Source organism: Enterococcus sp. AZ095a (assembly GCF_050546735.1).
GTDB lineage: Bacteria > Bacillota > Bacilli > Lactobacillales > Enterococcaceae > Enterococcus_D > Enterococcus_D entomosocium.
Genome location: NZ_CP172953.1, coordinates 2336729 through 2355939, shown reverse-complemented (window position 1 = coordinate 2355939; position 19211 = coordinate 2336729). Strand labels below are relative to the sequence as shown.

The 19211-nt window shown below is 43.8% G+C and carries 17 protein-coding genes; 11 read left to right on the top strand and 6 right to left on the bottom strand.

The window, feature by feature from the left end; all coding sequences use genetic code 11:
* Positions 1-47: 47 nt before the first annotated feature.
* From IGJ26_RS10850 to IGJ26_RS10830, 5 genes are all read right to left on the bottom strand, one after another.
* The gene (locus tag IGJ26_RS10850) at positions 48-1802 is read right to left on the bottom strand and encodes an ABC transporter ATP-binding protein (protein WP_008378827.1); all 1755 of its coding nucleotides are present in this window, start codon (positions 1800-1802) and stop codon (positions 48-50) included.
* Positions 1799-3529, bottom strand: coding sequence for an ABC transporter ATP-binding protein (locus IGJ26_RS10845; protein ID WP_194188374.1), 1731 nt, complete (start codon positions 3527-3529; stop codon positions 1799-1801). The genes IGJ26_RS10850 and IGJ26_RS10845 overlap by 4 nt, the downstream gene beginning before the upstream one ends.
* Before the next feature lie 15 nt (positions 3530-3544).
* Positions 3545-4084 (bottom strand): GNAT family N-acetyltransferase, encoded by a 540-nt coding sequence (locus IGJ26_RS10840; protein ID WP_008378822.1) that lies wholly within the window; start codon positions 4082-4084, stop codon positions 3545-3547.
* A gap of 149 nt (positions 4085-4233) precedes the next feature.
* Entirely contained in the window at positions 4234-4593 is a 360-nt protein-coding gene (locus IGJ26_RS10835; protein ID WP_005234941.1) for a hypothetical protein, read from the bottom strand.
* Between the two features lie 73 nt (positions 4594-4666).
* On the bottom strand, positions 4667-5599 hold the full coding sequence (locus IGJ26_RS10830; RefSeq protein WP_194199523.1) for a WYL domain-containing protein: 933 nt from the start codon (positions 5597-5599) through the stop codon (positions 4667-4669).
* Positions 5600-5676: 77 nt separating this feature from the next.
* Between IGJ26_RS10830 and IGJ26_RS10825 the strand changes: the two genes are divergently transcribed.
* From IGJ26_RS10825 to IGJ26_RS10790, 8 genes are all read left to right on the top strand, one after another.
* Positions 5677-6141 carry a VOC family protein gene (locus IGJ26_RS10825; RefSeq protein WP_086373142.1) on the top strand — a complete coding sequence of 155 codons (465 nt, stop codon included), beginning with the start codon at positions 5677-5679 and terminating at the stop codon, positions 6139-6141.
* Positions 6142-6334: 193 nt separating this feature from the next.
* Positions 6335-7462: an LCP family protein gene (locus IGJ26_RS10820; protein WP_008378814.1), complete on the top strand. Its 1128-nt coding sequence runs from the start codon at positions 6335-6337 to the stop codon at positions 7460-7462.
* Between the two features lie 176 nt (positions 7463-7638).
* Positions 7639-8556, top strand: coding sequence for a cation diffusion facilitator family transporter (locus tag IGJ26_RS10815; protein WP_194188372.1), 918 nt, complete (start codon positions 7639-7641; stop codon positions 8554-8556).
* A gap of 769 nt (positions 8557-9325) precedes the next feature.
* Positions 9326-11992: a cation-translocating P-type ATPase gene (locus IGJ26_RS10810; protein WP_086296856.1), complete on the top strand. Its 2667-nt coding sequence runs from the start codon at positions 9326-9328 to the stop codon at positions 11990-11992.
* Between the two features lie 209 nt (positions 11993-12201).
* Positions 12202-12609: a MarR family winged helix-turn-helix transcriptional regulator gene (locus IGJ26_RS10805; RefSeq protein WP_008378808.1), complete on the top strand. Its 408-nt coding sequence runs from the start codon at positions 12202-12204 to the stop codon at positions 12607-12609.
* Positions 12610-12623: 14 nt separating this feature from the next.
* Positions 12624-13259 (top strand): nitroreductase family protein, encoded by a 636-nt coding sequence (locus tag IGJ26_RS10800; protein WP_008378805.1) that lies wholly within the window; start codon positions 12624-12626, stop codon positions 13257-13259.
* A gap of 14 nt (positions 13260-13273) precedes the next feature.
* Positions 13274-13561 carry a putative quinol monooxygenase gene (locus IGJ26_RS10795; protein WP_016613517.1) on the top strand — a complete coding sequence of 96 codons (288 nt, stop codon included), beginning with the start codon at positions 13274-13276 and terminating at the stop codon, positions 13559-13561.
* A gap of 2 nt (positions 13562-13563) precedes the next feature.
* A complete protein-coding gene (locus IGJ26_RS10790) occupies positions 13564-13923 on the top strand; it encodes a DUF1304 domain-containing protein (protein WP_016613516.1) in 360 nt (119 codons plus the stop codon).
* Between the two features lie 132 nt (positions 13924-14055).
* Here IGJ26_RS10790 and IGJ26_RS10785 read toward each other — a convergent pair whose 3' ends face one another.
* Positions 14056-14658, bottom strand: a complete 603-nt coding sequence (locus IGJ26_RS10785; RefSeq protein ID WP_005234954.1) for an ECF transporter S component — start codon at positions 14656-14658, stop codon at positions 14056-14058.
* Positions 14659-14768: 110 nt separating this feature from the next.
* On the opposite strand from IGJ26_RS10785, the gene IGJ26_RS10780 reads away from it, so the two are divergent.
* The 3 genes from IGJ26_RS10780 to IGJ26_RS10770 all read left to right on the top strand — a co-directional run bounded on the left by IGJ26_RS10780 (position 14769) and on the right by IGJ26_RS10770 (position 19155).
* Positions 14769-15389 (top strand): TetR/AcrR family transcriptional regulator, encoded by a 621-nt coding sequence (locus tag IGJ26_RS10780; protein WP_005225615.1) that lies wholly within the window; start codon positions 14769-14771, stop codon positions 15387-15389.
* Positions 15390-15756: 367 nt separating this feature from the next.
* The gene (locus IGJ26_RS10775) at positions 15757-17262 is read left to right on the top strand and encodes an NlpC/P60 family protein (RefSeq protein WP_016613514.1); all 1506 of its coding nucleotides are present in this window, start codon (positions 15757-15759) and stop codon (positions 17260-17262) included.
* A gap of 33 nt (positions 17263-17295) precedes the next feature.
* Positions 17296-19155 (top strand): glucosaminidase domain-containing protein, encoded by a 1860-nt coding sequence (locus IGJ26_RS10770; protein WP_430599609.1) that lies wholly within the window; start codon positions 17296-17298, stop codon positions 19153-19155.
* The last annotated feature ends 56 nt before the right edge of the window (positions 19156-19211 follow it).

Here is a 19211-nt window from a genome sequence, read left to right as displayed (position 1 = left end):
AACTCAAGAGTCTCTCTTTGAGGTGGTGGGGGTTGTTGTATGACTGATCAATGTTGGAATTGAGCATGGTACAGGCGATAGTAATAGCCTTGTTCTGCCAGTAATTCTTCATGGGTTCCTTGCTCCACGATTTGACCGGCATCCATTACAAGGATCTTGTCTGCTGCTCGAATCGTTGATAACCGATGGGCGATCACAAAGCTGGTTTTGCCTTCCATCATTTTCAAAAAGGCATCTTGAATTTTTTTCTCAGTCAGAGTATCAACCGAACTGGTTGCTTCATCCAAAATCAGCATTGGTGGGTTACTGATCATCGTGCGGGCAATCGTCAATAGCTGTCGTTGTCCGTCAGAGATCTTGATGCCTTGATGACCGATCGGTGTATCTAGTGTTTCTGGTAAGCGCATCACATATTCATACATATAGGCATGCTTTAGGGCATCATAGATTTCTTCATCTGTGGCAGTGTCATTTCCGTATTGCAAGTTTTCTCGTAAAGAGGCATCAAAGAGCCATGTATCTTGCAAGACCATTCCGAAGCTTTGCCGTAATTCTTCTCGTTTCAACTGACGAATATCGGTGCCATCGATCTTGATGGCGCCTTTATCAACATCATAGAAACGCATCAACAAATTGACCAACGTCGATTTACCGGCACCGGTTTTTCCGACGATCGCGACGGTTTCTCCAGGTTTTGCAGTAAAAGTGAAATCTTCGATCAATTTTTGACCAGGATCATAAGCAAAAGACACCTCCTCAAAGGCAATCTCGCCTTTGATCTCACCCAGTGATTGAGATTCTTGGTCATCGGCTGTTTCTGGTTCTTGATCCAACAGCTCAAAGGTTCTTGAAAGTCCAGCCAATGCCGTTTGGATCTGGGTCGTAATTCCTGACAATTCAATGAATGGTTTCGAAAACTGACTGGAGTAGATCGTAAAGCTGGAAATCATCCCAACCGTGACAGCACCTGAACCAGAAAAGTAAAGCAGACCGCCGACAAAGCCGACTGACAGATACGCCAAATGATCGACGAATCGTGAAAGGGGATTGGTCAAAGAAGAAGAAAACTGTGCCTTTTGCCCCCGGACATTCAATTCTTGGTTGATCGTTTCAAAACGGTTTTGGTTGATGGTTTCTCGATCAAAGGCTTTGACGATTTTTTGATTGCCGATCATTTCCGTAACAAAGCCAGAAATTTCGCCGACGATTTCTTGTTGCCGAGCAAAATGCGATTGTGACGTTCGTGCCACGATCCAGTTGACCAAAAAGATGATCGGGGTCGAAACCAATACGACCAACGTTAAGGGCACACTCATTTGCAGCATGACGACTAAGGCGATCAAGACGACCGAAATACCAGAAAACAGCTGGTTGAAGACTGCAGCGACGGCAATGGAAATATTATCCATGTCATTGGTAAAACGACTGACGATGTTGCCGTGGGAGTTTTGGTCATAATAGCGCAAAGGCAATGTATTGAGATGCGCAAAACCTTTTTTGCGCAAATCGGCGACAGATAAATACGCCACGCGGTTACCCAGTCGCTGGATCAACCATTGACTGACCACAGTCACTAAAACCACTCCGGCAAACAGAAGCAAAATACGATAGAGAGCGCTGAATTGCACTTGATCAGCACCTATCAGCTGATCGACGGCTTGACCAATCTGATACGTCATATAAACCGAGGAGACGCCAGCAGCGATCCCGAGGACAACTGCTGCCCAAGTTTCCTTCGCGTAGGCAGTCAAATAAGGGAGGTAGCGACGAAAGGCCGACCAATCGAATGATTTCTTTTTCATGCTTCTTCCTCCTCTGCCTGTGATGCGACGATTTCTTGGTATTCTTTTGAAGATGCCAACAGCTCTTCATGGGTCCCTTTGCCTACCAAATTCCCTTGGTCTAAGACTAAGATCTGCTGCGCATCTTGAATGGAGCGAACCCGTTGAGAGATAATGATGACCGTGCCACGAATGCTTTCTTTTAAAGCCATCCGCAAATCAAGATCGGTTTGATAGTCAAGGGCGCTCAGAGAATCATCCAAAATCAAGATATCTGGTTTAGCAATCAACGCTCTGGCGATCGTTAACCGTTGTTTTTGTCCCCCAGAAAAGTTCTTGCCACCTTCAAAAATCGGGGTATCCAGTTGCTGCGGCAAGGCTTCAACGAAGTCACGGCTTTGAGCGATCTCTAAAGCGCGCCAGCATTCTTCATCGGTGGCCTCTTTTTTGCCCCATTGCAAGTTTTCCCGAATCGTCCCCGTAAACAGCACGGCGGTTTGAGGCACCATAGCGATTTTTTGGCGTAATTGCTGTAAAGGCCATTTCCGCACATCGTGACCGTCAACGATCACTTTGCCATCTGCTACATCGTAGAAGCGGGGAATCAATTGGGTCAAGGCAGATTTCCCACTACCGGTTGGTCCAGTGATACCTAAAATAGACCCTGGCGCGACTTGGAAATCAATGTTTTTCAAAGCTAATCCGTATTCTTTTGAAAAGCGGAAATCAACATGTTCAAAGCGAATCGCTCCGACGTTGTTTTTCGGCTGATCCATAAAGACTTCTGAAAGCTCGTCGCCGATCGATGGCTCAGTGGTTAAAACTTCGTTGATCCGTGAACCTGATGCTGCCGCACGGGTAAAGATGATCACTAAGTTGGAAACCACGATCAATGCTAAGAGCATTTGATTCATGTAATTGACCAGTGCCAGCACTTGTCCTTGCTGCAAATTGCCTATATTGACTTTGAATCCACCGATATAAAACAACGCGATAATGCCGACATTCATGATCAAGGTGGTGGCAGGCGTCAATAAAGCAGACAGATTTGTCACCCGTAAATAGACCTCACTTAAATCATCAGTTGCCTTATCAAAGCGTTTCGTTTCCGTTTTTGTGCGGGCAAAGGCACGAATCACCCGAATCCCGCTTAAATTTTGACTAACTAGCTCATTCAACTCATCTAAATGGACTTGAACTTTCTTATACAATGGCACGGTTTTGGCGATGATCCAGAATAAGACGATACAAAAGAGCGGTAAAACGAGTAGGAAAATCAAGCCAGCTTGCCAATCAATGACAAAGGCCATAATCACGGAACCGATACTTAAGAAGGGTGCCCGGACCACCAGCCGAATCAGCATCGCCAAAGCAATCTGCATCTGATTGATGTCATTGGTCATTCGAGTAATCAACGTATCAGTACCGAATAAGTTCAGTTCGCTATGGGAAAGGGTGTTGATTTTTTTCATCAAGCGATTGCGTAATTCTGTCCCGAATCCTTGAGAAGCGACGGAAGCATAATACTGACAGATGACGGCACAGATCATCCCCACCACGGACATCACGATCATCCAGATCGTCATTTCAACGACCTTCGACCAATTGTTTTGCCGTAGGCCCTCATCGACTAAAGCGGCCATCTGCAAAGGCAGAACCAATTCAAACACCGCTTCTAAAAATTTGAAAAACGGACCAAGAATAATCTGTTTGCGATAATCCTTGGCGTAGCGTAACAAGCTTATCATAAAAAACCTCCTAAATTATTTCGGATGAGCAGGATATTCACTGGCTAAACAGGCAAAAACCAAACTATCGGTCCATTCCCCCTTGTTCCACCAGTCTTGGATAAAATGTGCTTCTTGGCGCAATCCAATCCGTTGGCAAAGCTTGGCTGAGGCCTGATTGCGGGCATCTAGCGTCGCTTGGACCCGATGGATCTTCTGACTGGCAAACAACCAGTCCATCAACTCTTTCAAGGCTTCTTGAGCAAACCCTTGTCCGCCAAATGACGGATGGAAGGCATAGCCGATTTCAACGGAAGACGGCTGACCAGTAGACCACACCGACAAATCGCCGATGACCGTTTGATCGTGTAGTACCGCCAAAGAAAGACCTGCTTGGTCCGTCAAGATGTGCTGTTGACATTTTTTGGCAAAAGACGCCGCTGCCGTTTCTGTCTGCCAAGGCTCATGAAGTAAGAAACGGCAAACTTCCGCTTGCTGATAAATAGCAAAGGTATCGGCAAAATCACTTTCTTGAAACGGACGGATCGTTAACCGTTCACTTTCCATACATACCATAGACAGCCTCCATTTCTTTAGGGACATCTTACCATAGAACGAAATAGCCGAAAACATTATCAGAAAAATACAACAACTTTCTTGTAAAAGAGTGTAAATTTCATGAAAATTCTTTCTTTTACAATTAGAACTTGCCAGTTGCTGCCTATTTACCACGCCTGCCAGCGGGCAAGAAAGGTTTTTTGCCAATCGCCCAAGGGCAAAATCACTCGCTGCATTTGAAAACGGTAGGTTTCCCCTTTATAAGTAAAGCGAATCGGGACGAGCATCCCTACAACAGGATCTTTGTGCTGTTTTTTTAGCTCAGCAAGCGGCACGCTTTTGTGCTGCAGGACTTTTGTCGAGAAAAGATTCAATGCCAAAATCGTCAATTGCTGATCATCTAAGACGAGCAGGGTACGGCTGGTGATGGCATTGAAGGACTGCCATTTTGCATAGCCGATCACAGCTCCTTCCGTCAAATAGGGGGCTGCCAACGCTTGGAAGGTTTTTTTATTTAAAAGAAACATGGGTAGAAAACTCCTTATAAGTAAGAATCGTTTTAGGCAGAGTGTCAACCATCATCGAACAGCGTGAAGACGCTTAGTCAGTTGTAAATGGCTGCAGCATCCGCCGAACTTTTTCAGTATACGCCTGTTTGAGGGCTAACGGTTCGATTTCTTTGATGGTTGGCCCAAATTGCAAGAGAAAGTCAGCTAGAAAATCAAGCTCATTGTCGGCAATGTGTCCTTCTAAGCAAAGCTCACTAGGACGTTCCACCACTGCCATATCAGGATATTTTTCTTGCCACAAGCGTTCCTTTGCCGATAGATCAAAGCGGATGTGATAGCCCAGTGTTTGTGTCAACACTTGTTGCTGCAGCTGTTTTTCATCTAACTGCTGCAAGGTATAGCCTGTTTTTTCAGTCGGAGCAAGTCCCTGCATTGCATCACAGCGATAGCGGCGAAAGGCCTGCTTTTGACAATCAAAGGCCAAACAATACCAGTAACCAGCACGAAAATCCAGCTGATAGGGTTGTACGGTCTTGTTCGTTTTTTGATAACGCTGATAGGTAAATTGGATGACCTGTTCTTGTACGATCGCTGAAAAAAGCGCTGAGAGGATCGGTGCACTCGTCAATTGAGGCACCCCTTGAAATGAAACCGCCGTCTCCATTTTTTCTAACCAGTCGGTATCTCCTTGATAAAAAGACTGCAAAAGTTTTCGCCGCAGCCCTTGATAGCTCCGATCAAAAGGAGAATCGGATAATTTTTGTAAGAGCTGTAAAGCAAAGAAAAGGGTATAACGTTCATTTTTGTCAAAGTACAAGGGGGTCAGTTGATTTTTTAAGATCTGATAGCCGCCATAACGACCGGTTTCTACCACGAGAGGCAAGCCCAGCTCTTCCAACGATTGGACATCGCGGACGGCTGTGCGTTTTGAAATCGCAAAGGTTTTCATCAAATCAGCTAGATGAAAAGTGGTTTTTCCTTGTAAATACAATAGCTCCTGAGTTAAACGTTCTGATTTTTTCATTTCTTTCTCCAATGGTGCCAAGTTTTGGCAATATTCACAGTTACACTTATGGTAACAAGAAAAGGAGGAACCAACAAATGATCGAACCAAAAATCGCTTTATTTTTAACCTTAGACGGCAAAGCCCAAGAAGCCATCCACTTTTATCAGGAAACATTAGACGCGACCCTCTTATTCGCCATCACCAACCAAGAATATCAAGAAAAACTTGATCCAACACTGGAGATTCTTGCAGGTCAAGAACAGTATCTTTCTCATTCCATCCTACAAATCGGAGATTTCCAGTTGCAGCTGGCTGACAATCCATTGATCGAAGGGGAGCCCATCCAAGCAGGGAATCACTTATCCTTGAGTTTGACGATAGACGACACCAAAACAGCTCAAAAGCTTTATCAACGACTAGTGGAAAAGGGCAGTCAGGTGATCCAGGCACCTAGTGAAAATCCGTTTGCGTTTTTTTATGCAAGTGTTCGCGATCCATTTGGTGTAATTATTCAGCTTACTGTCGAAAAAGAAGTTGATCCATCAAAAAAGGGTGAATGAAAAAAATCGTTTTTTAATAAAATATCCATAGAAGTTGACTAATTATCCAGCTTTCTTTCATCATCAGAATTATTTTTAAGGAATGTTTAAAGGACTTCACAGAAAAAGAATAAAACTTCTTAAAAAAATAGGCGGATCGCAAAAATTCTGGTACAATCGGGGAGAGCAATTCAGGAGAAATGAAGGAGGCACTATGGATAGAAAGACGAGATATAAACAGCAAAGAGCCCACAAAGCGCGCAACAAACGCGTGATTATTGGAGGAATCTTTCTTTTCGCCATTGCAGGCATCGTTTTATTTGCCGGCTATACGTATTATGCAGCAAAAAATTCAGTGGATAAAATGTTTAAAGAATCCGCTGTAATCAGTTCCAATAAAAGTAAAGAAGACAACTCATTGAAAGCTTCTGATGTTAATTCAAAGTTTGGGATCTTGCTGATGGGTGTCGATAATGACGCGGAACGTGAAAAGACAGAACATTTGGACAGTGCCCGTACCGACAGTTTGATTTACATGGTATATGATGGCGAAAACAAGAAAATCGATATGGTTAGTCTCCCTAGAGATATTTGGACCAATATTTATGATGGAACAGGAACTGGGACAATTGCTACTACAGCCAAGATCAATAGTGCATTCACGATTGGTGAGGAAGACGCAACGATTGAAACAGTCCAAAACTACCTGCAATTGCCAATTGACTATTACGTAAACATCAATTTTACAAGTTTTGAAAAAATAATCGATGCGATTGGCGGAATCACTGTTGATGTGCCTTACGACATCAACAAGAAATATACTTCAGACAACACGGGAGAAACGTTGATTCCAGAAGGACGTCAATTGTTGAACGGTGAACAAGCCTTGATTTTTGCCCGTATCCGGAAAATGGATACTGATGTGGATCGAGGAAACCGTCAGCAAGAAGTTATTGAAGCAGCGATCCACCAAGCTTTGAAAATCAATAATGTCACCAAGTACCAAGAAATTTTAGATTCTGTCAGCGAAGATGTGAATACAAACTTTAAGTTTGAAGACTTAGTATCTTTAGCGGGCAATATGTTGTCTGGGTTCGATATTCAAAAACATACCTTTGAATGGTACGATGGGGAATCTTATGATGGTCAATCGATCGTATATATTCAAGACTATTCTTACAATGAAATCCGTAATGATATGTTGAAAGCCTTAGGTCAAGCACCAGCAGATTCGCAAGCAGATGCCAATACAGAAACACAAACCGGTGTTGGAAACGAGACAGGTGCAGGAACTGGTGACGGATACGGCTCGGATGTCGTTGATGACGGAACCGGCTACTAATCAAGAGAAAAAAGTCAGGAACATTCCTGACTTTTTTTGTACCCTCAGACCTTTAAAAATCGATTGAAAACAAGTTCAGTCTCTCAAGCCGCTTTCGTTTGCATCTCAGAAGTGCAGTGCTATTCTTAAGAAAAGAGACAACTTGTTGCAGCAAGTCATACACTGGGGGAGGAACCATGATGGAAAAACAGCAAGAACAAAAAGCCCGTAGAATCGTTTTGCTGACCCACGTCTTAGGGTTGATCATGAAAGCCATCGGCTACTTCTTTAGCGGCAGTGCTGTCTTGATGAACGAAAGTATCCATAGTCTGATCGATTGCATCAATCAAGGACTTCTAGCCATCGGTGAAAACCGAGCACAGCGAGGACGCAGTGAACTGCATCAGTTTGGTGAAGGACGAGCGACCTATTTTTTTAGTACCGTAGTTGCCATGACAGTTTTTTTAGGCGGTGGGATTTTAGCGGTTGTTGAAGCCAGCCGTGATCTACTAGACCCAACCCACGAAGTGGAACAGCTCCAGCTGGTGGCAGCGATCTTATTTGTCAGTTTTTTCATTGAAGTGACGGCTGTACAAGAGGGATGGCAAGAAGTCAAAGAACAAAACAAGCAAAACCAGCCCCTCGTCCGTTTCTTAAAAGAAAGCCGCGATTCCGATCTGCTTTTAGGCTTCACGGAAAATTTGTTTGCCTTAGGTAGTGTGACGATCGCCATCGCAGGAATCTCATTGACTGCTTTGACAGGCAATCCGGTATTTGATTCCCTCGGGGGCATTTTAGGTGGATTGTTGTTGATAGCTGCTGCTGTCTTTTTAGCCAAAGAATTTTATAGCCTTTTGATTGGCGAAGGGGCATCCGCATCAGATTTAATGGCGATCAAACAAATTTTAGCCAACCCTGCCATCATTCAAATCAAAGATTTACGAACCCTCCATCTAAGCCCAGAGGAACTTTTGATCGTCGCCGACCTTAGCTTGAAACTAGCGCCGGATGAAGAACCAAGCACGTTTATTGATACCATTGAGCAGCAAATAAAACAGGCTTTGCCTGAACTGAGGGTCTATTGCTATATCGAGAGTGAGGAAGTTCCCTCATAAAGTAGAATAAATACGAAGCATTCATCGGCTGGTGATTCATCAATCAACCGATGAATGCTTGTTTTGGGTAGTGGTGAGCTCGTGTTGAATGAACACAAAGGATCAATGGCTTGTTTTAACTTTAGGCTTTTCTGACGATCAGGAATTAGATTGTAAGCGGAAAGATCCAGTGATTTATCTATTTTTTAGCAGTAAACAGTTTTTTTGTTCAAAAGTTTGTGTTTTTTTGTTAAAATAAAGTAAGGGCAGCGAGTGTTCTCTTTTTGAAGTTATTTTTTTGCTAGAGTTGTAACATTGTAAATCACAACATAGCGAAAGCTCAGGTTATTAAGAAAACGCCGAAACGAGTGCCTGTTTGGCATTACTGACATGCTGTCAAATCGTCACCAAAAGCGGTGGTGCTAATTTTGTTACGACTGTTTTTTTACACCACTTGTGAAGCAAAATCCTTTGCGAACATCTTCATCCATGATAGGTTAGAAATAGGCCGAATGGTTTTTTCACAAAGTACGTACATAGAAAGATCACTTGCGATGACTAAAAGCAGCGACTTCATTGCTCGCAAAATGATCGACGCTCAACACACATACCTTTTCCCACAGTCAGTCAACTTGCGCTTGCTTTTCTTATTGGTTACATTCCCTTCATTCCGCGATCGCCTGAACCGATTCGAATTTAAAAACGACTGTGCAAGGTATCTGTACCGATTTATCCCTTCAGAAACGTGGAAACCCTCGGCAAGAAGTTTACAATTAAAAGGAGGAATTTGATGGAAAAATTTTACCAGCAAAAGACTGAAGAGACCTTGAAACATTTTGAAAGTGACCGCAAGCAAGGCCTAAGCGGGAAAGAAGCCGACAAACGCTTAGAAAAATACGGAGAAAACACGATCCAGCAACAAGAATCCCTTTCTGTATGGGAATTGCTGTGGCATAACTTGAACAACTTGATTGTTTATCTCTTGCTAGCAGCTGCGTTACTCTCTTTTGCGATGGGGGAAACGGTTGAAGGAATTGCAGTATTGATTGCCGTGGTGATTGCTGTAATGACCGGTTTCATTACAGAATTACGAGCACAAAAATCAATTGATTCACTTCAAAGCATGATTTACACTACCGCAAAAGTGATTCGTGATGGAGAAGTAATGGAGATCGAGTCGGCAAAGATCGTTCCAGGCGATATTCTCGTTTTGGAAGAAGGGGATGCTATTGCCGCAGATGCCCGCTTACTTGAAACGAGCAACTTTGCCTGCATCGAATCAGCGCTGACCGGTGAGTCAGAAGCTGTTGAAAAAGATGCACGAGAAACTTATGAAGAAGATGTTCCATTAGGCGATCGCCGCAATGTCGTTTTCGCAGGAACTGCGGCAACTCGGGGAAATGCCTATGCAGTAGTGACAGAAACCGGCATGAAGACCGAGGTCGGAAAAATCAGTGACATGCTGACGGGTGACAAAAAGCGTCAAACGCCGTTAGATATCGAATTGGACAAGCTTGGAAAAGCAATCATTATTGCAGCGCTCTTTGCTGCGGTGGCAGTTTTGGTCGCAGGTATTTTGACGAATCAGCCATTTGTCGAAATGATCCATATCTCGATTATTTTAGCGGTCGCAGCGATACCTGAAGCAATGCCAGCCGTTTCGACAATCACATTGTCTCGAGGCATGCGGACGATGGCCGAGCACAAAGCACTGGTCAAATCGTTATCAGCTGTTGAGACCCTGGGCGCCACCAGTATCATTGCCAGTGATAAAACGGGGACGCTGACAGAAAACCAAATGACGGTTGCCGAGATCATTTTAGGTTCTGGGGAAATGTTCAAAGTGACAGGAAATGGGTATGAACCCAACGGAAAATTCTATAAGGCAGACTCGGATGATAATTCCGAAATCGACGCAACCAATCATGATGCACTGCAAGGGATGGTTGCAAATGGCGCTTTATGTACCACCGCCACTTTACGTGAAAACGAAGGGCAATACGAGATCCTCGGTGATCCAACGGATGGGGCGTTTGTTGTTTTAGGTCAAAAGATTGGCATTGATCGGCAAAAAGAGCAGGACAGCGGGCTGAAGAAAATCGCAGAAATGCCCTTTGATTCCGACAACAAATACATGGTGACCGTGTATGAAGGAGAGCAACGGACATTGATCATCAAAGGGGCACCAGATGTCTTAATTGATTTAGCTGATGCTGATGCCACAGAAAAAGAACAACTTCATGAATACAATGACACGTTAGCCAGTCATGGGCAGCGGGTGATCGCTGTCGGGTGCATCAAGGATTATCAAGGTGGAACGGACGAAGCAGAGCTGAAAGCAGCACTGCAGGAAATCAAGATCCAAGGCTTTGCGGGCATCGTCGATCCGCCACGAACAGATGTCAAAGAAGCAGTGAAGGTCGCCCAAGAAGCGGGGATCCGAGTGAAGATGATCACGGGGGACCATCCGAAGACCGCATCAATGATCGCCAAAGAAATTGGCTTAAAAGATCATGAAAAAACCATGACAGGTCGCGAGATCGATGAATTGGCAGGGCAGGAAGGCTTTAACGAAAAAATCGAAGAAGTCGCTGTCTTTGCTCGAGTCTCTCCAAAAAATAAATTACAACTTGTGGAAGCCTTGCGTGAAGAAGGCGATATCGTTTCTATGACTGGCGATGGCGTTAACGATGCGCCGGCACTCAACGGCGCCGATATCGGGATCGCCATGGGGATTCGTGGGACAGAAGTAGCCAAAGAATCTTCCGATATGATTTTAACGGATGACCGTTTTGGAACAATCGTCGATGCCATCAAAGAAGGACGCATCATTTTTGACAACATCAAAAAATATGTTTCTTTCTTATTCTCATGTAATATGGTTGAGATCGTGACGATCTTTTTAAGTGTCATCTTCTTGATGCCAATGCCGATCCAACCGCTGCATATCCTTTTCTTAAATCTAGTCATCGATATTGCGCCAGCAATGGCGTTAGCCTTTGAACCAGCAGAAGACGATATCATGAAACGTCAGCCACGGTCGAAAGCTGATGGCCTCGTCAACAAACGCTTCTTAGGACGCATCATTTTAAGTGGTGTTGTGATTGGTTTGGTGGCGTTTGGCTTCTTCAATTTCTTGATGTTGACGGATCACGAGTTGCTTTATGCACAAACAGCGACCTTTACCTTTATGGCAGTAGCACAATTGATGCATATTTTCAACGTTCGTAAGAGCAGCGGTTTTGGCTTAGACAAAACTCTCTTGAAAAACAAACCGTTGATGGGGGCATTGCTCCTTTCCGTAGGTTTGCAGCTTTCAGCAGTCTATGTACCGTTTATGAATGAGCTATTAGACACGATGCCAATTCAAGCCGGCACGTGGGGGATCATCTTCGCTGCTGCAGCGATCTCTACACTGATTGTGATGGGCTTGAAGAAACTCTTCCAATTAAAATAAAATAAATTCTCCAGTATTTTCTCAATACCGGAGTAACGAAGACCCGCAGCCTAATGGCGCAACTTCGCCAAAGGATTCTTGATTCGATCCTTGATGAAGTTCGCCTAGCTGCGGGTCTTTTTTGCTTACTCTTTACAAGCAAAAGAAAATGATTTATACTTGACTAGTCAACAGTTGACAAGTCAATGATGAAAGGAGCGGTTTATGCAATGAATTTACGTGAGCTAAGCGGATTGCTGTATCGGATGAAAATCGTGAATCAAGAATTAACGGCGATCTTTGAAAAAGAGACTGGCTTTAGTCTGACCCGTTATCAGTTGCTGCAGTTTTTGAATGAGCAAGGACGCTGTACCCAAAATCAAGTACAGAATGAATTGAAGATCGATAGTGCAGCGGTCACTCGGCATTTGAAGATTCTCGAAGAAAAACAATTTGTGACACGGGAACGAAACAAAGACAATAACCGCGAGATTTTTGTTTCTTTGACACCGAAAGCACAAGCCGATTTGGCTAGTTGTGCTTCAAAGCATGCCAGCTCTGAGGAGTCGTTAGGCATCAATTTGACCGAAGAAGAAGAAGCACAGCTTCTAACATTACTTATGAAATTAGTTCCATGAAAGAAGGCAAACCCATGACAGAATACAGCAATAACAATTTTTCAGAGATCACCTTTGGCCGAAAATCGGTTCGTGTCTATGATGAAACCTACAAAATCCCCCATGAAGAAATGTTGACCATGATCCAAGAGTCAACGACAGCACCTTCCTCAGTCAATATGCAGCCTTGGCGCTTTGTCGTTGTGGAAAGCGATGAGCAAAAAGCAAAATTGAAACCGTTGATTCGTTTCAACGTCCGACAAAATGATACATCTTCTGCAATGGTCTTGATTTTTGGCGATATGCTTTGTCATGAACTAGGAGAAGAAATTTATAACAAAGCAGTAGCAGAAGGCAAAATGCCAGCGGAAGTACGTGACCAACAATTAGCAGCGATCATTCCTCATTACGAAAATCTTACAAAAGAACAAATGAATGATGTGGTGAAGATCGACGCTAGTTTAGCAGCGATGCAATTTATGTTAGTTGCGCGGGCGCATGGCTATGAAACCAACCCAATCGGCGGCTTTGAAGCAGATCAATTAGCAGAAGCTTTTGGCTTAGACAAAGAACGTTATGTTCCTGTCATGATCCTTTCAGTCGGAAAAGCCAAAGAATTAGGCTATGAATCCGTTCGGTTAGACGCAGAACAAATTACGACATTTCTATAAGAGGAGGGAAAACGATGGAAATCATCAATGCAACGTTTTACATCAAAGAAGAAAAGCGGGCAGATTTTTTAGCCGCTGTTACCCCATTAATAGCATCGGCAAGAACTGAGGATGGCTGCCACGGCTATCATCTCTATGAATCATTGGAAGAAAACAATCGGTTTGTCATGGTCGAAAAATGGGCGAGTCAAGAAGCGATCACCGCCCACAATCAAAACCCGCTGCTGCAACAATTATTCCAGCAAATGCCTGACTTTGCAGCCAAACCGAGCGAGATCATTGTCGCTCAACAAGGAGAATAAAGATGACGATTTTATCGACGATTTTAATTGTACTGGTTGCCTTAGAGTTTTTCTATATTCTCTATTTAGAAACATTTGCCACTACGTCCAAAGCAACGGCGCGGGTCTTCAACGTGACGAAAGCAGAACTTGAACGACCGATCGTTGTGACCTTGTTCAAAAACCAAGGGGTTTACAATGGACTCATTGGTTTGGGGTTACTGTATAGTATTACCTTTGCTTCAGCACCATTGGAAATCAGTCGCTTGTTGCTGATCTACATTATCTTAGTAGCTGCATATGGCAGTGTGACTAGCGACAAGAAAATTATTTTGACCCAAGGCGGTCTAGCGATCCTTGCCTTGCTGTCCACCTTTTTTTAACCAATAAAAGAAGAAGCCCCCTAATCTAAGAAAGCCTTTCTATACAATAGAAGCTTTCTTAAATCGGGGGCTTTTAATGTTTGGGCAAAGAGTACTCAGAACGTGAAAAAAATGATAGGATAAGAGAAGGGACTAACGATTTTCTGGACGTAAACTGGTTGCCGCAAATAAGGCTTTTACTAGAATGGGTGTTAAGATCGCAGCTGTGATCACCTCAGAGATTCCATTTGTTATAGCAATTCCACCGAGGGTCACGAATAAAGCCGAAGCATCGACACCATAGGTATTGGCAACTAAGCCAGTATATAAGGTTCCCATTAGGGTTAAGACCAAAACTGTATTTGTGATGGTCCCAAAGATTGCTGCAACAATCGAAGCAGCGACGACTTTTTTGGTCTTTTTGTAAATGATCGTAAATAAGAGACCAGCCACTAAGCCAACCAACACACGGGGGACCACCGAGATGATTGGGTTGGTGAAAACGGCAATGTCCAAGGGCGTTGTCGGGGAGGTAAACGCACGGATCATGGTAAAAATGCCCCAGACTAAGCCAATGAACATCCCGTCTTTTGTCCCTAAAACGATGGCAGCGACGATTACCGTGATATGGATGATCGTCAAACTAGTGATACCGATCGGAATAAATCCAAGGAAAGGCACCATCGTCTGTAAAATAATAATAGCAGTTAAAATGGCACGAATGACAAGGCGATAGGTTTTGCTTTTTGTATTCATTGTAAAAACTCCTTTTTTTATAATGACACTTGTGTCATTTTTAAGTTAGGTTGATTATACAACAAAATGACACGAGTGTCATTAATAATGTGATGAAAGGAGCCAAAAAAATGGCGAAGAAGCAGCAGAGCGAATTGACTACAGCGGAAAAGAAAAAACAACAAAAGCGTGATTTGATTCTTGAAAGTGCCAAAGTCGTCTTTAGTAAGAAAGGTTTGATTGATGCGACAATGAAGGACATTATCGAAGAGTGCGGCATTAGTCGCGGCGGCATTTATTTGTACTTTCGTTCGGTGGATGAGATTTTTTTGGCAGTGTTAGAGCAGCGTTCCAAACGAAAATTTGATGATGTACGAGAGATGATCATGGAGCAAGTACCCTTTGAAACGATTTTAAACAAATATTTTTCCGACCATCGCAAGCGTCTACTCCACAGCATTTCTGACGGTATGCTGCGAGCCGTCTACGAGTATTACTATACGCATAAAACCGAAGCCTCCAGTTCACTGCAGCAAGCTCAACTCGCTGAGACGAAACGGACGATCCATGAGATTTTTCAAGTGGGCGTTCAGCAAGGTGTATTAAAAGATGAAAACTTGGCAGTGATTGCAGAAAACTATATGTTCGTGATTGAAGGATTAGGGATTTTGGCTCTGACCGGTCACATCACAGAACAGACCATTGATGACCAAATCGCCGTAATGAGACAACTACTCCCTTATCGTGAATAACACAGACAAAAAAACTCGCTCTTTTCTAGAAAACACTAGGAAGGAGCTTTTTTCGTCTGTTTATAACTTTGTGAATCAAGCATATTTTGCAGAAAATTAATGTAATAAAAGTGAAATCTACAACATTATTTATTTTTTCTTAAGAAAAAGGACTTTTTCTATGAAGTTTTCTTGAACAGTTGATACATAGGGATTCACTCGGCGTGTCGGTGGGATAGGAGTGGGGAACATGTAATAAAAAAACAGAGCTTATTTATGTAATTAAAATGTAAATCGCTTACGGATTGGGTTTGTTGCTGAACTATGGTAAAATGAAAATGGTCAAATAAATGAAAAAAAAGTTTTAAAATTGAATTTGGAGGATCAGATGAAGAAGAAAATCTTTGCAACAGTGTGTATGTGCGGCATTGTATTGTCATCATTCGGCGGACCTGTGACCGTTTTTGCTACGAATCACGATCAATTGATCGAACAAAAAAATAACGAAATTGATCAGTTGAGACAGCAACGTCAAAGCGTACAAGGGGAAATTGACGGATTGTCTGCAGAAATTGATTCGTTAAATCAAGAAGCAGCAATCATTTTAGCGCAGCAAAGTGATTTGTTGCAAGCGATCGAAGGATTGGATCAGGAAATCAGTCAGTTAGAAGAGCGCATTGCCAAACGCTCAGAAAACATTGAAAAGCAAGCCAGAGAAACACAAGTTAATGGAAAAGGCGACCATTTTCTAACAGCGGTACTAGAGGCGGACTCTGTCAGTGATCTAGTCGGTCGTTTGCATGCGATGACGACGATCATTCGAGCGAATAATGAAGTGATCGAACAGCAAAAAGCCGACCAACAAGCTGTTGAACAAAAGCGTGCGGAATCACAAGAAAAAGTGGCAGAATTGCAAGCAGCACAGAGCCATCTGGAAGCACAAAAAGGTGTTTTGGAAGCAAGCCAAGCAGAATTAAATGTCTTAGTTAGTAATTTAGCCTACGAAGAAGCAACGAAAGAAGAAGAAAAAGAACAGCTGCGTGCGGAAAAAGAAGCCTATGAAGCGGAGCAAGCGAGAATTCGTGAAGAAGCTGCCCGAGTAGCTGCTTTACAAGCCCAAGCGGAACAAGCGGCGCAACAGCAGGCAGAACAAGCTGCAGCGGAAGAAGCAGCCTTGAATGAAGCAGCTGTTCAAGTAGAGAGCACAGAACCTGACGCAGAAACAGAGAGCCCAGCGCCAGTGGAAGAGCCAGAAGCACCAGCAGAAACGCAACCAGAGGAAACGCAACCAGAGGAAACGCAAGAATCTGAACCGGTTGAAACACCAGAGGTTCCAGAGGAAACACCAGTAGATACACCAGAAATTCATGAGCCAGAAACACCAGTGACACCTGCAGCACCGGAGACGCCAGCGGACAGTGCACCTGCAGTTCCTGCACCAACGCCAGCACCGACGCCAGTTACACCAACACCGGCGCCAACGCCTGCTCCGTCACCTGCACCGATCGTGACGCCGCCAGCACCTTCTGCACCAGCATCAACAAATGGTGCTGCAATCGTGGCAGAAGCCTATAAGCATATCGGAAAACCCTATGTGTGGGGTGCCAAAGGACCGGACAGCTTTGACTGTTCTGGGTTTACTCGCTATGTCTTTTTACAAGTAACAGGGAGAGATATTGGTGGATGGACGGTGCCACAAGAAACAGCCGGTACAGTGATTTCCGTTAGCCAAGCACAACCAGGAGATCTTTTATTCTGGGGTTCATCAGGTAGCACCTATCATGTAGCCATTGCTTTAGGTGGCGGACAATACATTCATGCACCACGCCCAGGACAAAATGTTTCTGTTGGCAGCACCGCTCATTTTACACCTAGCTTTGCAGTAAGAATGTAAGAAGTAGCTAGCTGTAGTTTTAAGGAGAGACAAATGGAAGAAAGAAAACAACTTCGTTATCGTGCGAAGAAACAAAAAAGAGGGCTTCTTTACCGTAAAAGTGCGGCGGCAACCGCTGCACTTGTTAGTACGGTGAATATTTTGCCGATGAATGTTTTAGCAGATACACTCGAGTCAGCAGAAGCCCAAAATGGTGTTCAAGTAGTTGAAACAGCAGAGTCAACCCAAGACACATCGACGCATGATTCAGTGAGCATTGTAGAAGATCAAGAAGTGAACGAGGGATCACCAGCAACTCAAGATAGTACCGATCCATCAGAAGCTGAAAGTGCGGATGGAGTAGACATCCAAGAGGTACCCGAAAATGCACCAGCAGATGATGCTTCTGAACAGAATGAAGCAGAAACCGATAGTGATATTCCTGTTCTGTCAGAAGAAGAGCGGATCGCCATTGAAACGAAGGTCATGCCCAACTACAATAATCCAATGGCACGTTCCAACAATCAGCAAGCATTTATTCAGCAAGTAGGACCAATGGCACAAGAAGTTGCCGGGGCAAATGACCTCTACGCTTCGGTCATGATTGCCCAAGCGATCTTAGAATCAGGTTGGGGGCAATCCACGCTGACCACTCTTGCAAATAATATGTTTGGTATCAAGGGATCTTACAATGGACAATTTGTAGAGATGCAAACCATGGAAGATGACGGGAATGGCAATCTCTATCCGATTATTGCTAGGTTTCGTAAATACCCCTCATTAAAAGAATCTTTTCAAGACAATGCGCACGTTTTGAGAACTACCTCATTTTCGCCGGGTGTTTTCTTCTACCATGGGGCATGGAGGTCTAATACAAATTCTTATCGTGACGCGACTCAATGGCTGCAAGGACGTTATGCCACCGATACTTCTTATGCAAGTAAGCTAAACAACTTGATTGAAACGCACAATTTGACCCAGTACGATACATCAAGTGGTGGCGGTTCAAATGATAACAACAGTAACAATTCTGAGCAGGCGACCAATAAGCAATTCAGAACAAATGCAGCACTCAATATCCGTTCGGATGCTTCCACTAGCGCCTCGATCGTTGGTTCATTGGCTGCCAATGCAACATTTGAAGCAGTAGCGCAAAAAACTGGTACCAGTGTGAACGGCAATACGACGTGGTATCGAATTCAAGGACGTGGCTGGGTAAGTGCTGCTCACGTGACGGAGATCTCATCGAATACGGGTGGGAATGATAACAACAATAATAATGGTAACAACAACAACAATAACAACAATGCCGAACAAAGCATCAACAAAGAGTTCCGCACAACTGCTGCCTTGAACATCCGTTCAGATGCATCGACTAGCGCTTCTGTTGTTGGCTCCTTGGCAAGTAATGCGACATTTCGAGCAGTCGCTCAAAAGACGGGAACGAGTGTCAACGGAAACAATGTGTGGTATCGAATTCAAGGACGCGGCTGGGTGAGTGCTACGTACGTGACAGAAGTGAACGCTGGAAGTAATAGCTCTGAGCAAAGCATCAACAAAGAGTTTCGTACAACCGCAACATTGAATATTCGCTCTGATGCGTCTACCAGTGCCAGAATTGTTGGTTCTTTGTTAAACAACTCCTCTTTTCGCGCGGTTGCGCAAAAGACCGGAACCAGTGTGAATGGCAACAACGTCTGGTATCGAATTGAAGGGCGTGGCTGGGTAAGTGCAGCGTATGTTCAAGAAACGAACACTTCCTCATCAAACAGCACCACCTATACCGTACGTTCGGGAGACACTCTATGGGGCATTTCGCAACGCTACAGTGTGACTGTGAATCAGTTGATGCAGTGGAATAATCTTTCTGGCTCATTGATTCTTGTAGGACAGCGTCTTGTAGTCCGTAGATAAAGTAGATAAAATGAAAAAACATCTGGAACCATTTTTGCGGCTATTTGCCAAAATGG

Coding starts and splice junctions, on each gene's coding strand:
- IGJ26_RS10805 (WP_008378808.1), top strand. CDS start 12,202: ATGAATTTACGTGAGCTAAGCGGATTGCTGTATCGGATGAAAATCGTG.
- IGJ26_RS10840 (WP_008378822.1), bottom strand. CDS start 4,084: ATGGTATGTATGGAAAGTGAACGGTTAACGATCCGTCCGTTTCAAGAA.
- IGJ26_RS10790 (WP_016613516.1), top strand. CDS start 13,564: ATGACGATTTTATCGACGATTTTAATTGTACTGGTTGCCTTAGAGTTT.
- IGJ26_RS10775 (WP_016613514.1), top strand. CDS start 15,757: ATGAAGAAGAAAATCTTTGCAACAGTGTGTATGTGCGGCATTGTATTG.
- IGJ26_RS10780 (WP_005225615.1), top strand. CDS start 14,769: ATGGCGAAGAAGCAGCAGAGCGAATTGACTACAGCGGAAAAGAAAAAA.
- IGJ26_RS10795 (WP_016613517.1), top strand. CDS start 13,274: ATGGAAATCATCAATGCAACGTTTTACATCAAAGAAGAAAAGCGGGCA.
- IGJ26_RS10810 (WP_086296856.1), top strand. CDS start 9,326: ATGGAAAAATTTTACCAGCAAAAGACTGAAGAGACCTTGAAACATTTT.
- IGJ26_RS10835 (WP_005234941.1), bottom strand. CDS start 4,593: ATGTTTCTTTTAAATAAAAAAACCTTCCAAGCGTTGGCAGCCCCCTAT.
- IGJ26_RS10825 (WP_086373142.1), top strand. CDS start 5,677: ATGATCGAACCAAAAATCGCTTTATTTTTAACCTTAGACGGCAAAGCC.
- IGJ26_RS10785 (WP_005234954.1), bottom strand. CDS start 14,658: ATGAATACAAAAAGCAAAACCTATCGCCTTGTCATTCGTGCCATTTTA.
- IGJ26_RS10815 (WP_194188372.1), top strand. CDS start 7,639: ATGATGGAAAAACAGCAAGAACAAAAAGCCCGTAGAATCGTTTTGCTG.
- IGJ26_RS10845 (WP_194188374.1), bottom strand. CDS start 3,529: ATGATAAGCTTGTTACGCTACGCCAAGGATTATCGCAAACAGATTATT.
- IGJ26_RS10770 (WP_430599609.1), top strand. CDS start 17,296: ATGGAAGAAAGAAAACAACTTCGTTATCGTGCGAAGAAACAAAAAAGA.
- IGJ26_RS10850 (WP_008378827.1), bottom strand. CDS start 1,802: ATGAAAAAGAAATCATTCGATTGGTCGGCCTTTCGTCGCTACCTCCCT.
- IGJ26_RS10800 (WP_008378805.1), top strand. CDS start 12,624: ATGACAGAATACAGCAATAACAATTTTTCAGAGATCACCTTTGGCCGA.
- IGJ26_RS10820 (WP_008378814.1), top strand. CDS start 6,335: ATGGATAGAAAGACGAGATATAAACAGCAAAGAGCCCACAAAGCGCGC.
- IGJ26_RS10830 (WP_194199523.1), bottom strand. CDS start 5,599: ATGAAAAAATCAGAACGTTTAACTCAGGAGCTATTGTATTTACAAGGA.